The organism is Agrococcus sp. DT81.2 (genome assembly GCF_049844935.1).
Classification (GTDB): Bacteria; Actinomycetota; Actinomycetes; order Actinomycetales; family Microbacteriaceae; genus Agrococcus.
Window position 1 is genome coordinate 190,397 of record NZ_JBNCLZ010000004.1, and the last position, 14,353, is coordinate 204,749.

Sequence of the window (14,353 nt, forward strand, 5' to 3'; positions counted from 1 at the left end):
ATCCTGCGCTCCATCCGGGCGCACGTCCAGCCGGTCGGTCAGCCGGACACCGCGGTGAGCCGTTCGCGCACCGCCAGCGCGAGTTCACCCGGCCACCACGCCTGCCCGCCGGCGAGCCGCTCGGCGAGCCGCGCGAGCTCGAGCGCCGCCGTCGCGTCGCTCCGGACGAGGATCGGCTCGAGCGCGGCCGCGACGGCGGGATGCGTGCTCTCGACGCGGCGCCAGAGGTCGTGCGGGTCGCCGACCGCGCGCTCGGGAGGCGCGAGCAGCGCCGTGATGGCCAGCAGCGATCCGGCCGCGTCGACGAGGTGGCGGCGGGCGACCAGCCGCTCGCCGCGCGCGGCGCGCCCTCCCCCGACCAGCAGAGCCCGGTGCAGCGCGGTCGCGAGCCTGCGCGGGTCGCGCGGCGGTGGCGAGAGCGTCGGTCGGATGCGCTCGGCGAGGTCGCCGACGCGGTCGACGACCACGCGGTGCGCACCGGTGCGGCTCGAGGCGAGCTCGTCGAGCGTGAACACGGCGTACTCCAGCAGGTGCCCGTCGTCGTAGACGACCCACGCGCCGTGCTCGGTGTCGCGCTCGTGCAGCGCGATGGCCGCGGCACGCCTCGGGAGCCACGCCGTGCTCGAGCGCAGCCGCTCCGTGGCCCCGGGCTCGGCGATGACGGAGAAGTCGTGGTCGCTCCAGCCGTCGGGCGGATGGCTCGTGCCCGCGGTGCTGCCCTGCAGCACGAGGCCGAGCACGCCATCGGCCGTCGACGCCCATGCCGAGAGCCGGTCGGTGAACTCGTCGAACGCGTCGCGCTGCACGCCGTGACGATAGCGCGCGCATGACGAAGGGGGCCCGGCCGAAGCCGGACCCCCTCCGAGAGCAGTCAGATGACTACTTGATGATCTTCGTGACCGTGCCGGCGCCGACGGTGCGGCCACCCTCGCGGATGGCGAAGCCGAGGCCCTCCTCCATGGCGATCGGCTGGATCAGCTCGACCGTCATGTCGGTGGTGTCGCCGGGCATGACCATCTCGGTGCCCTCGGGCAGCGAGATGACGCCGGTGACGTCGGTGGTGCGGAAGTAGAACTGCGGGCGGTAGTTCGTGAAGAACGGGTTGTGACGGCCACCCTCGTCCTTGGCGAGGATGTACGCCGTGCCCTCGAAGTTCGTGTGCGGCGTGACCGAGCCCGGCTTCACGACGACCTGGCCGCGCTCGACGTCCTCGCGCTTGGTGCCGCGGAGGAGCAGACCGCAGTTCTCGCCGGCCCAAGCCTCGTCGAGCTGCTTGTGGAACATCTCGATGCCCGTGACCGTGGTCTTCTGCGTCGGGCGGATGCCGACGATCTCGACCTCGGAGTTGATCGCGAGCGTGCCGCGCTCGGCGCGACCCGTCACGACCGTGCCACGGCCGGTGATGGTGAAGACGTCCTCGATCGGCATGAGGAAGGGCTTGTCGCGGTCGCGGACCGGGTCCGGGATGTTGTCGTCAGCGGCCTGCATGAGCTCGACGATCGCGTCGACCCACTTCTCCTCGCCCTCGAGCGCCTTGAGCGCCGAGACGCGCACGACGGGAGCGTTGTCGCCGTCGAAGTCCTGGCTCGAGAGCAGCTCGCGGACCTCGAGCTCGACGAGCTCCAGGATCTCCTCGTCGTCGACCATGTCCGACTTGTTGAGCGCGACCATCAGGTACGGCACGCCGACCTGCTTGGCGAGCAGCACGTGCTCGCGCGTCTGCGCCATCGGACCGTCGGTGGCGGCGACCACGAGGATCGCGCCGTCCATCTGCGCAGCACCCGTGATCATGTTCTTGATGTAGTCAGCGTGACCAGGAGCGTCGACGTGCGCGTAGTGGCGCTTCGGCGTCTCGTACTCGATGTGCGAGATGTTGATCGTGATGCCGCGCTGGCGCTCCTCGGGAGCGGAGTCGATCGACGCGAAGTCGCGCTGCACGTTGGTGGCCGACGGGTACTTGTCTGCCAGGACCTTCGAGATCGCAGCCGACAGCGTCGTCTTGCCGTGGTCGACGTGACCGATCGTTCCGATGTTGACGTGCGGCTTGGTCCGCTCGAACTTGGCCTTAGCCACTGTGTCCTCCTAGGACTGTTCTCATGAGTGCACCGCCGCGTCGCGGCAGAGCGTTCGGGTGGTGGTGATTCATCGTACTTCGGCCGTGGGTTCAGGCGAAACCGAGGCCATGGGCGGTGCCCAGGGGCGGCCTCTCGACCGCCCCACGGGTCACTCGCCCTTGCTCTTCTGGACGATCTCGTCCGAGACGGCGCGGGGCACCTCGGCGTAGGTCGAGAACTCCATCGAGTAGACGGCACGGCCGGACGTCTTCGACCGCAGGTCGCCGACGTAGCCGAACATCTCCGACAGCGGCACGAGGGCCTTGACGACCTTCACTCCCTGGGCATCCTCCATCGACTGGATCTGCCCGCGACGCGAGTTCAGGTCGCCGATGACGTCGCCCATGTACTCCTCGGGCGTGCGCACCTCGACCGCCATGAGCGGCTCGAGCAGCACGGGCTGCGCCTTGCGGGCAGCCTCCTTGTACGCCATCGAGCCGGCGATCTTGAACGCCATCTCCGAGGAGTCGACGTCGTGCGCGGCGCCGTCGAGCAGCGTCGCCTTGACGCCGACCGTCGGGAAGCCCGCCAGCACGCCGACCTGCATGGCGTCCTGCATGCCCGCGTCGACCGAGGGGATGTACTCGCGAGGGATGCGACCACCGGAGACGGCGTTCACGAACTCGTAGCTCTCCTCGCCCGACAGGTCCATCGGCTCGAGCTTGATCTGCACCTTGGCGAACTGGCCGGAGCCACCGGTCTGCTTCTTGTGCGTGTAGTCGTACTTCTCGACCGTGCCCTTGATGGTCTCGCGGTACGCGACCTGGGGCTTGCCGACGTTCGCCTCGACCTTGAACTCGCGCTTCATGCGGTCGACGAGGATGTCGAGGTGCAGCTCGCCCATGCCCTTGATGACCGTCTGACCGGTCTCCGGGTTGTTCTCGGTCCGGAAGGTCGGGTCCTCCTCCGCCAGCTTCTGGATGGCGAGGGAGAGCTTCTCCTGGTCGGCCTTCGTCTTCGGCTCGATCGCGACCTCGATGACGGGCTCGGGGAACGTCATCGACTCGAGGACGACCTGGTTGGCCGGGTCGCTCAGCGTGTCACCGGTCGTCGTGTCCTTGAGGCCGATCACCGCGTAGATGTGGCCCGCGGTCATCGACTCGACCGGGTTCTCCTTGTTGGCGTGCATCTGGAAGATCTTCCCGATGCGCTCCTTCTTGCCCTTGGTCGAGTTGGCGACCGCGGCACCCGACTCGACGTGGCCCGAGTAGACGCGCACGTAGGTCAGGCGGCCGAAGAACGGGTGCACGGCGACCTTGAACGCGAGGGCCGCGAAGGGCTCGTCGCGGTCGGCGTGCCGCTCGATGACGACCTCCTCGTCGCGGATGTCGTGGCCGGGGATGGCCGGGACGTCCAGCGGCGTCGGGAGGTAGTCGACGACCGCGTCGAGCATGGGCTGCACGCCGCGGTTCTTGAAGGCCGACCCGCACAGCACGGGGTAGATCTCCGAGTTGACGGTCATCTTGCGGATGGCTGCCTTGATCTCGGCGACCGTCAGCTCCTCGCCCTCGAAGTACTTCTCCATGAGGGCGTCGTCCGTCTCGGCGACGGTCTCGAGCAGTGCCTTGCGGTACTCGTCGGCCTTCTCCTGAAGCTCGGCCGGGATCTCCTCGATGGCGTACTCGGCGCCCATCTTCACGTCACCCTTGGAGTCGCCTCGCCAGGTCTTCGCGTTCATCTCGACCAGGTCGACGATGCCCTCGAAGGCGCTCTCGGAGCCGATCGGCAGCTGGATGACCAGCGGACGGGCGCCGAGGCGGTTGATGATCGTGTCGACCGTGAAGTAGAAGTCGGCACCCATCTTGTCCATCTTGTTGACGAAGCAGATGCGGGGCACGTCGTACTTGTCGGCCTGGCGCCAGACGGTCTCGGACTGGGGCTCGACGCCCTCCTTGCCGTCGAAGACGGCGACCGCGCCGTCGAGCACGCGGAGCGAGCGCTCGACCTCGACCGTGAAGTCGACGTGGCCGGGGGTGTCGATGATGTTGATCTGGTTGTTGTCCCAGAAGCAGGTCACGGCGGCAGACGTGATCGTGATGCCGCGCTCCTGCTCCTGCTCCATCCAGTCGGTGGTCGAGGCGCCGTCGTGGGTCTCGCCGATCTTGTGGTTGACGCCCGTGTAGAACAGGATGCGCTCGGTCGTCGTGGTCTTGCCGGCATCGATGTGGGCCATGATGCCGATGTTGCGGACCTTGTTCAGGTCGGTGAGCACGTCCTGTGCCACAGGGTTCCTCCGATGAGTGGATGGAGCGGGGGTCTGAGTGTCGCGGGGTGGGGGTCCCGGCCGGAGCCGGGACCCTCACCTGCTGGCTGCTACCAGCGGTAGTGCGCGAAGGCCTTGTTCGACTCGGCCATCTTGTGCGTGTCCTCGCGACGCTTCACCGCGGCGCCGAGGCCGTTCGATGCGTCGAGGATCTCGTTCATGAGGCGCTCGGTCATGGTCTTCTCGCGACGCGCCTTGGCGTACGAGACGAGCCAGCGCAGCGCGAGCGTGTTCGCACGGTGCGGCTTGACCTCGACGGGGACCTGGTAGGTCGAGCCGCCGACGCGGCGCGACTTCACCTCGAGGGTCGGACGGATGTTGTCGAGACCCTTCTTGAGCACGGCGACCGCGTCCTGACCGGACTTGGTGCCGACGCCGGCGAGCGCGCCGTAGACGATGCGCTCGGCGAGGCCCTTCTTGCCGTCGAGGAGGATCTTGTTGACGAGCTGCGAGACGATCGGTGCGCCGTAGACGGGGTCAGCAACCACCGGGCGCTTGGGAGCGGGACCCTTGCGAGGCATTACTTCTTCTCCATCTTCGCGCCGTAGCGGCTGCGAGCCTGCTTGCGGTTCTTCACGGCCTGGGTGTCGAGCGCGCCGCGCACGATCTTGTAGCGCACACCGGGGAGGTCCTTCACACGACCGCCGCGCACGAGCACCATCGAGTGCTCCTGGAGGTTGTGGCCCTCACCGGGGATGTAGGCGGTGACCTCGGTGCCGTTCGAGAGCTTCACGCGGGCGACCTTGCGGAGCGCCGAGTTCGGCTTCTTCGGGGTGGTGGTGTACACGCGGGTGCAGACGCCGCGCTGCTGGGGGTTCGCCTTCAGAGCGGGCGCCTTGGTCTTGGTGACCTTCGGCGACCGACCCTTGCGGACCAGCTGCTGGATAGTGGGCACGTTGCTTCTTCCTGCTGCACGGTGACAGCGATTCGATGTGGTTCGCCGGTCGAGCCGGCTCCATCGGTGATCCACCGCGCGCTCTCGCGCACTCCTCGCGGGTGGTGGATATGCCGTGGGGGATCGCGGACTTCGAGTCCGCGGCCCAAGTGCTGCCCGCCCGAGCCCCGCGCATGACGCAGGGCGCGCGTGTGCGCACACCCGATCAAGGATAGGGCCACCGCGCCTGCACGGTCAAGCGCCGGCGCTGCGCGCGGTCACCGACCGCGGATGCGTTCGAGCGGCGGCCGCCTCGAGTGGCGGCTCGTGCTCGCGCTCACTCCCCCGACGGCCGCTCCCGGTCGACCTGCCACCACTCGCCGAGCGGCGCCGCGGCGGCGCGCTGCGCGAGCTCGTCGTCGATGAGTCCCCGATCCAGCAGCGCCGCGAGGATCTCGCGGCGCTCGGCGAGCAGGGCGTGCTGCTGCTCGCTCGGCAGGGTGCGCAGCTGCTCGGCGACCTGGCGGCGCCGCACGTCGGCGGCCGTCTCGCGTCGCGACATCGTGAGGCGCGCGACGAGCGCCATGAGCCCGAGCGCTCCGGTCAGCAGGATCGGCAGCAGGAAGGCGGTGGGATCGGGGGTCCGGGCGAGGTGCCACAGCGCGGCGACCGCAGCCGCGGCCACCGCGAGCGCGGCGGCCGCGACGGCCCAGCCGCTGCGGGCGCGACCCAGTCGCCACCAGGAGAACAGGCTCCACGCCTGCCCGGCCGCGGCGATCCAGAAGCACGCGAGGACGATGAGCCGCTCCTGGTCGGGCGCGAGCCGGCCGGTGCCGGAGAAGACGTCGGCTCCCGAGCCTCCGAGCGGCGCGAGCACCCCGCCGAGCGGCGCGACGAGCGCGAGCCCCGTGGCGAGGGTCAGGAGCGCGGTGCCAGCACCGCCGATCCGCACACCGGGCGCCTCGACGGCCTGCGCCATCTCGAGCGAACCGAGCCGGAGCCCGTCCGAGAAGTCGTCCTCGCGGGCCTGCCGGACCGCGGCGCTCGCTCGCTCGGCGCTCATGCTTCCTCCCTCGTCCATCGCAGCGTCGATGCGCTGAGATCGAACATCGTGTGCAGCAGCTCGATGCGCTCGTCGTCGCGCGCCATCGACTCGGGCCTGCCGTAGGTGGCCAGCAGCTCGAGCGCGCGCTGTCGGCGCGTGCCGGGCACGGGCGTGATGTAGTGCGTCGTCGAGATGACCGCGGAGACGCCGTCGAGGTCGCGGGTCGACTCGGTCTCGAACCGCAGCGTGCGCAGGTCGTCGAGGAGCGGCTTCGCATCGAAGCGCCGGATCGCCTGCTGCACGTACTCGTCGAGGGGCGCGTCGGGCGTGCCCGTGCGCAAGCACGCCGTGATCGATGTCGCGGCACCCGTCTGGCCGGTCCCGTCGGGGTCGAGCGGAAGGAACACGGCGACGGCGCCGTGCTCACGCATCGAGCCCATGCTCTCGCGCAGCAGCGCGCGCAGGCCCGCCATCAGGTCGGGCCGCCCCGTGCGCATCATCCGCTCGCGGACGCGACGCTCGAGGTCGGCCTGGCCCTCCTCGTCGGCGGAGATCCGCCCCCAGCCCTCGGGCAGCGTGAGCTCGAAGCGCGGCAGGGGCATCGCGCCGAGGGCCTCTCGCAGCGAGACGCGCTCAGTGACCCCGCCGGGCGCCGCGGGCGCCGCGCCCGTGTCGACGGCCATCAGCGGGCCCCCGCGTCGTCGCCGGCGAGGCCCTCAGCGCGGAGCCGGAGCGCCGACCACTCGCCGTCGGGGTCGGCGAGCGCGTGCGCCGACGGGACGGCGCGGAACGGCCGGCCGTCGGGCAGCGTCGCCTCGAGCCCCACGACGAGACCGTGGAGTCCGGGCAGGATGCGCTGGAGGAAGAAGAGCGGCAGCGTGTCGACCTGCACGAGCAGCGCGTGCGTGCCGTCGTCGAAGAGCACGCCCCAGTCGACGAGCCTGACGCCCTCGCCGTCCTCGGCGGCCTCGGTGCTCCGCCGCACGAGCATGAGCCCCGGGCCCGCCGCCGCGCCGTCGTACGGGACGAGGCTGAAGCCGAGCTGCTGGAGGTCGGGCACCGTCGCGGCGTCGAGCATCGAGATCTGCACGCGCGCGCGGGCAGGGACCGCGAACGGCCACACCTCGAAGACGACGTGCGCGTCAGGGCGGTCGCCGATCGTCTCGGCGAGCATCGTCGACACCATGAGCTCGGCGCGGTCGTCCCACGCCTCGCCCCACGCCTCGCGGAGCTCGCCGACGACCTCGGCGACCCACGCCTCGCGCTGCGCCTGCGGCAGTTCCGGGATCCGGAGCCAGCCATCCTCGGTCGTCGTCGCGGCGATACCGCCCGTGGTCGATGCCGTCACGCCGGCGACCCTAGCAGCGGCCATCGATCAGAAGATGAAGCGGACGATGGGGTCGCTCTTGCGCCAGCTCGAGTCGTTCTGGCCCGTGACGCCGTTCGAGATGGTCGTCGCCCAGTCCTGCACCTTGAAGACGTGGTTCGCGACGGTGAAGGAGCCCTCGTACATCGTGCCGCCGAAGCGGATGATGCGCTCCCCGAAGCGGTCGGCCAGGCCGGGGTTCGTCGCGGCGCGCCACGCGGAGATGTCCATGTTGTCCTTCCACAGCGTCTTCCAGCCGGGCCCGTTCTTGCCGGTGAGGAGCCCCGTGACGCCGTCGACGACGTTGCGCGACGCTCCCTTGCCCCAGCCCTCTGTCGGGAAGCTCTTGAGCGCCGTCCAGCCGTCGGCGTACGTCTGCGGCCGGAAGTTCTTGCCGAGCTCCTTGACGAACTTCATCTTCTCGCCGGCCTGGAACAGCTTGCCGACCTTGCCGACCGGCACGAGGTCGACCACCGCCCACGCGACATCGCCCCACGTTCGATCCCCCTCGAAGGCGAGGATGAGCGTGCCGATGAGCGCGGCCACGGCGATCGCCGCGGCGATCGCCGCGAGGATCGGGCCGCCGATGATGAGAGCCAGGATGCCCACCACGAGGCCGGCCCACTTGAGCACCTCGAGGAAGATGTCGAGGCCCTGCTTGAACTTCTCCCAGCGCGAGTCCTTCAGGTCGTCGCTGAAGCCGTCGTCGATCGTGTCGACCGCCTGGTCCCACGCCGACTCCCACGTGTCGTAGGCGGCGTCGTACGAGTCGGCGGCGTCGATCCAGTCGTTCCACGCCTGCTCCTTGGCCGCGTCCTCGGCCTCGTGCTGCTCGGCCTCGGGCGAGCCGGCCTCCGGCTCACCGATGCCGAGGAAGTACGAGCGGCCGTTGCGGTCGCCCGGGAGGCCGACGTAGGTCGTCCAGGCGTCGTGGGCAGACTGGTGCCGGGTGTTGATCTGCGTGCTGATGGTGTCGCGCACCTCGGCGCCGTACCCCTTGAGCGCCATGCCGATCGGCTTGTAGAGCTCGCCGGCGAGCGCGAGCTGCACGTGGGCGTCGCCGACCTTGCTGCGCAGCTCGTCGACCGCCTGGCCCTGCTGCCCGTCGCTGCCGTTGGCGAGGCTCTCCATGATCCCCGCGGCGGTGTCCATGTACTGGCCGAGGTACCAGATGTCCCAGCCGAGCGAGACGATCTCGCCCCCGTCCTGCTGGAACTCCAGGATCTGTCGGGTCCTCGGCGTGTACGGCCAGGTGCTCATGCCCTCGTCCTTCGGCGTGCGTCGGTGGTGGTCTTGGTGGTCAGGCTGCCGGCGGCTGGGCGCCGGACTCGAACTTCGTCGCGGCGTCCGCGTCGAACTCCTGGAAGGCGTCGTGGAGCGCCTGCGCGTGATCGCGGATGCCGATGAGCGACTCCGTGAGCTTGCCGCGCTTGTAGCTCCAGCGCGACTCGGCCTCGCTCGCCTTGTCGGTGAGCTCCGAGCGCCCGAACGGATAGCCGACGGCGTCGCGGATCTGGCTCGAGCGGTCGCTCGCGCTCTCGAACTCGGTGATGATGCTGCCCAGGCGTTCGAGGAGCCGTTCGAGCTCGCTGTACTTGATGAGCACATCGTTCATCGGGATCTCCTCGGTGCGGTTCTCGGCATGACTGCCGTTCCTGCAAATCTAGGTGGGACTCTGCGCGGGGGCGATGGGGAGACCTCCCCATGACGGCGCGGCCCGGATGTGCGAGGAGGGGGCCGCAGCCGCGGCCCCCTCCTCGCCGACACTGGGCTCAGCCGCCGGCGAGCGCCGTGTCGGTGTCCTTGATGGCCTGCGCCATGTCGCGCAGCGCCTGCGCCATGTCCTCGACGCCCTGCGCCGCCTCCTTGAGGCCGTCCGTCAGATCCTGGTAGCCGTCGCGGTACTTGCCCGACGCCTTCTCGGTCTTGAACCCATCCTCGACCAGCGTGTCGACGTAGCCCTGGAGCCTGTTGAGCAGGTCGTCGATGTCCGTCTTGCCGGTGTCGAGGTTGGAGGCCGTGGTCTCCATCTCGTCATACGTTGCGCCGAAGTCACTCATCGGTGATCGCCTTTCTCAGGTGGAGTCGTGGCCCCAGTCCGGACCACCTGCGTCAAACCTAGGAACGGCCTGCTGGGAGAGCAATGGGGAGACCTACCCATGCACGGGCGACGCCACGTGGGCGGCTTCCGGCACGAACGGCATCTGCATCGCGACGGCGCGGCCGTGCTGCACGAAGATGCCGCGGCCGACGGGGAACTCCGAGCGCTTCACGCGCGGGAACGGCACCTTGAAGATGCTGTCGCCGTCATAGGCGTCGGGCTGCAGCGCGATGCCCTGCCTGCCTGCCTTCCACTCGCCGAGGGCGCCGCTGCTGCTCCCGGCGCGCGAGATGTCCGCCTCGCCGAAGAGCACGTGGTCGCTGTTGTTGACCGCCGCCATCAGGGCGCGCACCGCGCGCTCCGAGGGACCGTCGTTCAGCTGCGCCACGTCCTCGACGACGATGGCGATCCTGCCGGGCACGGACTCGTCGACGACGAGCTCCGCGAGCTCCTTCGCGAGCGCGTCGACCTCGTCGGGCCGCACCGCGCTCCGGATCCATGGCCGGAAGTCCGTCAGCTGCGCGCGCCGTCCACCGAGGTGGAAGAGCTTCACGTCCGGATCGAAGCGCTCCATGGCTCGCACGAGCGATCGCAGCGCGCTCGAGCGGCCGGACTGCGGCGGCCCCACCACCGTGAAGGTGCCGAGCGGCTCGAAGGGCCGGGGGCCGAGCGTGTCCTCGGCGACGCCGAACACCGGCATGCCGTCGACGGATTCGGGCATCTCGGACTGCGCGACGAGCGTCGGCAGCGCGCCGATCTCCTCGACGTCGGGGGCGCCGCGCTCGCGGAGGCCCCGGCCGAGCTCGTCGAGCAGGGCGGCCTGCTCTGCGACGTTCGCGGTGCCGCCGATGATGGCGAGCTGCGTCTCGGCACCGTCGAAGATCGCCCGGCCCGCGGGCGAGGTGTCGTCGAGCACGTCGCGGTCGACGCCCAGGTACATGTAGCCGTTGGGGTCGGCGAGCCGCAGCACGACGCGGCGCGAGATGTTCGCCGTGACGTTGCTCGAGAGCGAGCCGGGCCGGTCCGCGGCGATGACCGCGTGGACGCCGAGGTTGCGGCCCTCGCCGATGATGCGCATGAACATCCGGTAGTACGGCGAGCGTGCGGACTGGATCTCCCAGTCCTTGCGGAACTCGGGGAAGTTGTCGACGAGCACGAAGATGCGGGTCGCGTCCGGCTCGGCGATCGTGCGGAACTCACCGAGGCTCGAGGCGTCCGCCGCGGCGAACGCGCGAGCCCTGCGGTCGAGCTCGCGGTCGATCGAGCGCAGGAGTCGCTGGACGCGCTCGACGTCGTCGCCCTCGATGACCGAGCCGACGTGCGGCAGGCGCTCGATGGAGCGCAGCGACCCGGAGCCGAAGTCGAGGCCGTAGACCTCGGCTCTGCCGAGCTCCGGCCGCATCCCCGCGACCGTCCCTACCGTCTTCAGCAGCGCCGACTTGCCGGAGCCGGACGCGCCGAAGACGAGCATGGAGCCGTCCTTGTCCGGCTCGAAGTAGGCGGGCAGCTGCTGCTGCCGCTCGGGGAGGTCGGACAGGCCGAGCAGCACTCGGCTGTCGCCCTCGAGCGGCTGCGAGCGCAGGTCGATCGTCGTCGGCAGGTCGTCGAGCCACGGGCGCCGGGGTGCCGGGATGGCTGCCTCGCCCGCCGCCCGGATCAGCGTGCGCACGATGCGCTTCTGGTCGTTCGGACCGAGGTCCTCGGCGTGCGAGTCCGATTCCGCGACACGCTCGACCTCCCAGTCGGGGGTCGAGCCGAAGCGCAGCTCCGCGACGCGCACCTCCGCCGCGACCGACTCGTCCTGGCTCGACCAGCCTCCGGCGTAGGCCGACTGGAAGGGGACGAGGCGACCGGGGCCGGTCTTCGCGATGCCGCGGCCCGGCAGGCTCGGGTCGAACGAGGCCGCGACGGGGTCGTCGACGACGTCCTTCGAGTCCGACTCGTCGGCCATGCGCAGCGCGACGCGCAGGTTGGTGTTCGCGCGCAGGTTGTCCTTGATGACGCCCGCGGGGCGCTGCGTGGCCATGATGAGGTGGATGCCGAGCGAGCGCCCGCGCTGGGCGATGTCGACGACGCCGTCGACGAACTCCGGCACGTCCTTCGCGAGCGCCGCGAACTCGTCGATGACGAGCACGAGCGCGGGCGGCGTCTCGGGGTCCTGCCGCTTCTCGAGCTCGAGCAGGTCCTTCGCCTTCTTGCGGTTGAAGAGGTGCTCGCGATGGTGCAGCTCGGCCTTGAGGCTCGTGAGCGCGCGCCGCACGAGGTGCGGGCTGAGGTCGGTGACGAGCCCGACGCAGTGCGGCAGCTCGACGCAGTCGGCGAACGCCGATCCGCCCTTGTAGTCGACGAAGAGGAACGTCACGCGGTCCGGGCTGTGCGCCGCCGCCATGCCGAGCACCCAGGCCTGCAGGAACTCGGACTTGCCGGCTCCCGTCGTGCCGCCCACGAGGGCATGGGGGCCCTGGGTGCGCAGGTCGAGCGTCATGACGTCGCTCGGGCCCTGGCCGATCACGGCGCGCAGCGTGCCGGCGCGCTTGAGGCGCGGCAGCTTCGCGCCCGAGCGGTCGAGGATCGTGGAGTTCTGGCGCCAGCGGTCGATCACCGCCGCGGGGTCCTCCGCGACCTCGTCGCCGATGAGCGACAGCAGCGTCACCGATCCGGGGATGTCCGAGCTGTCGGTGATGACGATGCTCGAGTCGACGACCGGGGCGAGGCGCTTCGCGAACATCCGCATGTACTCGAGCGAGACGCCCTCGACCGTCACGGACTCCTTCGCCTCGCCGGCGCGCACCGAGCCCGCGCGCGCGGACTCCAGCCCGTCGGTGACGTCGACGAAGCTGCGGCACGCGGCCGGGAGCGACTCGACGGTCGGCGCGACGAAGATCGCGTGCACGCCGACGTCGGCGCCGCGCTCCAGGATCTGGGTCAGTCGCGGGCGGTCGACCGGCGCGTCATTGGTCACGATGACGACGACGGAGGTCTGGTGCTGCGACTGCGTGATGCCCGCCGCGCGCTCGACGTCGGTGCCGAAGTCCATGGGCGTCCAGCGGTCGGCCATGGGACCGCGGGGCACCGGGGGCTTCCCGCGGCGCATGACGTGCTCCTCGAGCGCGTTGAGCAGCGCGGTGCCCGCCGGTGCGGAGTCGGCCAGCGGCATCCCCGCGAAGGGGCTCGTCGCGCTCGTCGTGTGCGGGAGCCACTTGAGCCAGTCGAGCTCCTCGGTCCACTCGGGGTCGCAGAGCGCGACCGCGACGACCTCGTTGGGCGCGTGCAGCCCGAACAGCTGCACCGCGATGCCGCGCAGCGCGTCCGCGGCGACGCCCTTGACCCCCGCGACGCCGATCGAGCCGGCGGTCGAGAGCGACTCGAACACGGGCACGTCGTCGACCTCGCGCATGCGCTCGCGCAGGCGGTCGACGCGCTCCAGGTACTCCGGGAGCCCGCTGCCCTCGTCCTCGGAGGGCTCGCGGATCGTCAGCCGCGACTCGTCGCGGCAGCTGCCGAGCCGCAGCCCGAGGAAGTTCCAGTGCTCCGGCCGTCGCGTCCAGAGCATCGGCCCGAGCCGCATCGCGTGGTCGAAGACCTCGGCGACGGGCGGCGCCTCCTGGTTGCGGACGCGCACCTCGACCGGCTGCTCGCGGTAGAAGCGCTCCTCGAGCGCCTCGAACTGCTTCTCGAAGACCTGCGTCTCGACCTTCTGCCGCTGCCCCGACTGCCGACGCTGGTTGATGAAGTTGCCGAGGAACATGAGCGGCGTCATGAACGCGATCAGGATCGAGCGCACGCGCCCCGTGAGGGCGTAGAGGGCCGCGGCCATGAGGATCGGCGTCATGAGCATGGGCCAGGGGAACAGCTTGTCGCTGATCTCCTTCGGGATCCGTGGCGACTTGAGCGCCTCGCCCGGGTAGCGCGGCTCCACGCGCGGGCTGCGGTTGAACATGAGCGCGCCGCCGCGCTCGAGCACCGGGTCCTCCCCCGAGCCGTCGAATGCGCTCGCGACGTGCACGACGAAGTCGCAGTCGCCGATCGTGAAGGGCTGGCCGGGGATGACGGTGATCCGGGTCGTGTGCTGGCCGTCGACCAGGATGCCGTTCGATGAGCCGAGGTCGACGACCTCGATGTGCGCGCCCACCTCGACGCGAGCGTGCCGCTTCGAGACGAGCGGGTCGTCGAGCACGATGTCGTTCGCGGCGTCGCGGCCCAGGCGCCAGTGGCCGCGCGGCAGCGGGAACTCCTGCCCGCGGAGCGGGCCGGACACGGCCAGGAGCACGGCGACCGCCTCGACCGCGCTCCCCGCCGGGCCGCCCCGGCGGGCACCGACGCCGAGGTTGACGACCTGGGCGTGGAAGCCCGACCCGATCGGGGCCTCGGCGACGAGCGCATCGGGCTGCAGCTGCACGAGCGAGCGCTCGGTCGGCGGGGCGACGGCGAGCGAGAGGGTGTCGTCGTCGCCGAAGGCGATCGAGCGCGTCGGCTCGGCCAGCGCGATCTGCCGGGCGACGTCCTCGACCGTGGCCGTCGAGTCGGCGGTGATGACGACGTCGGTGGGCTCGGACGTGGTCCGGTGCAGGGTGAGCTTGACCTTCACGT

General features: G+C 70.5%; 12 protein-coding genes. All 12 read right to left on the reverse strand.

Annotated features, from left to right (window positions below; all coding sequences use genetic code 11):
* Window positions 1-38: 38 nt before the first annotated feature.
* Complete coding sequence (locus ACLQ21_RS09630) at window positions 39-806, reverse strand: hypothetical protein (protein WP_425663157.1); 768 nt, start codon at window positions 804-806, stop codon at window positions 39-41.
* A 73-nt stretch (window positions 807-879) separates the two neighbouring features.
* Window positions 880-2,073, reverse strand: coding sequence for an elongation factor Tu (tuf, locus tag ACLQ21_RS09635; RefSeq protein ID WP_425663159.1), 1,194 nt, complete (start codon window positions 2,071-2,073; stop codon window positions 880-882).
* Between the two features lie 150 nt (window positions 2,074-2,223).
* Window positions 2,224-4,338 (reverse strand): elongation factor G, encoded by a 2,115-nt coding sequence (gene fusA / locus ACLQ21_RS09640; protein WP_425663160.1) that lies wholly within the window; start codon window positions 4,336-4,338, stop codon window positions 2,224-2,226.
* Window positions 4,339-4,427: 89 nt separating this feature from the next.
* Complete coding sequence (rpsG, locus tag ACLQ21_RS09645; RefSeq protein ID WP_425663162.1) at window positions 4,428-4,898, reverse strand: 30S ribosomal protein S7; 471 nt, start codon at window positions 4,896-4,898, stop codon at window positions 4,428-4,430.
* On the reverse strand, window positions 4,898-5,272 hold the full coding sequence (rpsL, locus tag ACLQ21_RS09650; protein ID WP_055787040.1) for a 30S ribosomal protein S12: 375 nt from the start codon (window positions 5,270-5,272) through the stop codon (window positions 4,898-4,900). The genes rpsG and rpsL overlap by 1 nt, the downstream gene beginning before the upstream one ends.
* Window positions 5,273-5,588: 316 nt before the next feature.
* Complete coding sequence (locus ACLQ21_RS09655; RefSeq protein WP_425663165.1) at window positions 5,589-6,314, reverse strand: hypothetical protein; 726 nt, start codon at window positions 6,312-6,314, stop codon at window positions 5,589-5,591.
* Window positions 6,311-6,979, reverse strand: coding sequence for a hypothetical protein (locus tag ACLQ21_RS09660; RefSeq protein WP_425663167.1), 669 nt, complete (start codon window positions 6,977-6,979; stop codon window positions 6,311-6,313). Before ACLQ21_RS09660 ends, ACLQ21_RS09655 begins: the two co-directional genes overlap by 4 nt.
* The gene (locus ACLQ21_RS09665) at window positions 6,979-7,644 is read right to left on the reverse strand and encodes a hypothetical protein (protein WP_425663169.1); all 666 of its coding nucleotides are present in this window, start codon (window positions 7,642-7,644) and stop codon (window positions 6,979-6,981) included. The genes ACLQ21_RS09660 and ACLQ21_RS09665 overlap by 1 nt, the downstream gene beginning before the upstream one ends.
* Before the next feature lie 27 nt (window positions 7,645-7,671).
* On the reverse strand, window positions 7,672-8,922 hold the full coding sequence (locus ACLQ21_RS09670) for a hypothetical protein (protein ID WP_425663171.1): 1,251 nt from the start codon (window positions 8,920-8,922) through the stop codon (window positions 7,672-7,674).
* A 40-nt stretch (window positions 8,923-8,962) separates the two neighbouring features.
* The gene (locus ACLQ21_RS09675) at window positions 8,963-9,277 is read right to left on the reverse strand and encodes a hypothetical protein (protein ID WP_425663173.1); all 315 of its coding nucleotides are present in this window, start codon (window positions 9,275-9,277) and stop codon (window positions 8,963-8,965) included.
* A 157-nt stretch (window positions 9,278-9,434) separates the two neighbouring features.
* Entirely contained in the window at window positions 9,435-9,722 is a 288-nt protein-coding gene (locus tag ACLQ21_RS09680) for a WXG100 family type VII secretion target (RefSeq protein WP_425663175.1), read from the reverse strand.
* Between the two features lie 93 nt (window positions 9,723-9,815).
* Window positions 9,816-14,351 (reverse strand): FtsK/SpoIIIE domain-containing protein, encoded by a 4,536-nt coding sequence (locus tag ACLQ21_RS09685; protein ID WP_425663177.1) that lies wholly within the window; start codon window positions 14,349-14,351, stop codon window positions 9,816-9,818.
* Window positions 14,352-14,353: the final 2 nt, after the last annotated feature.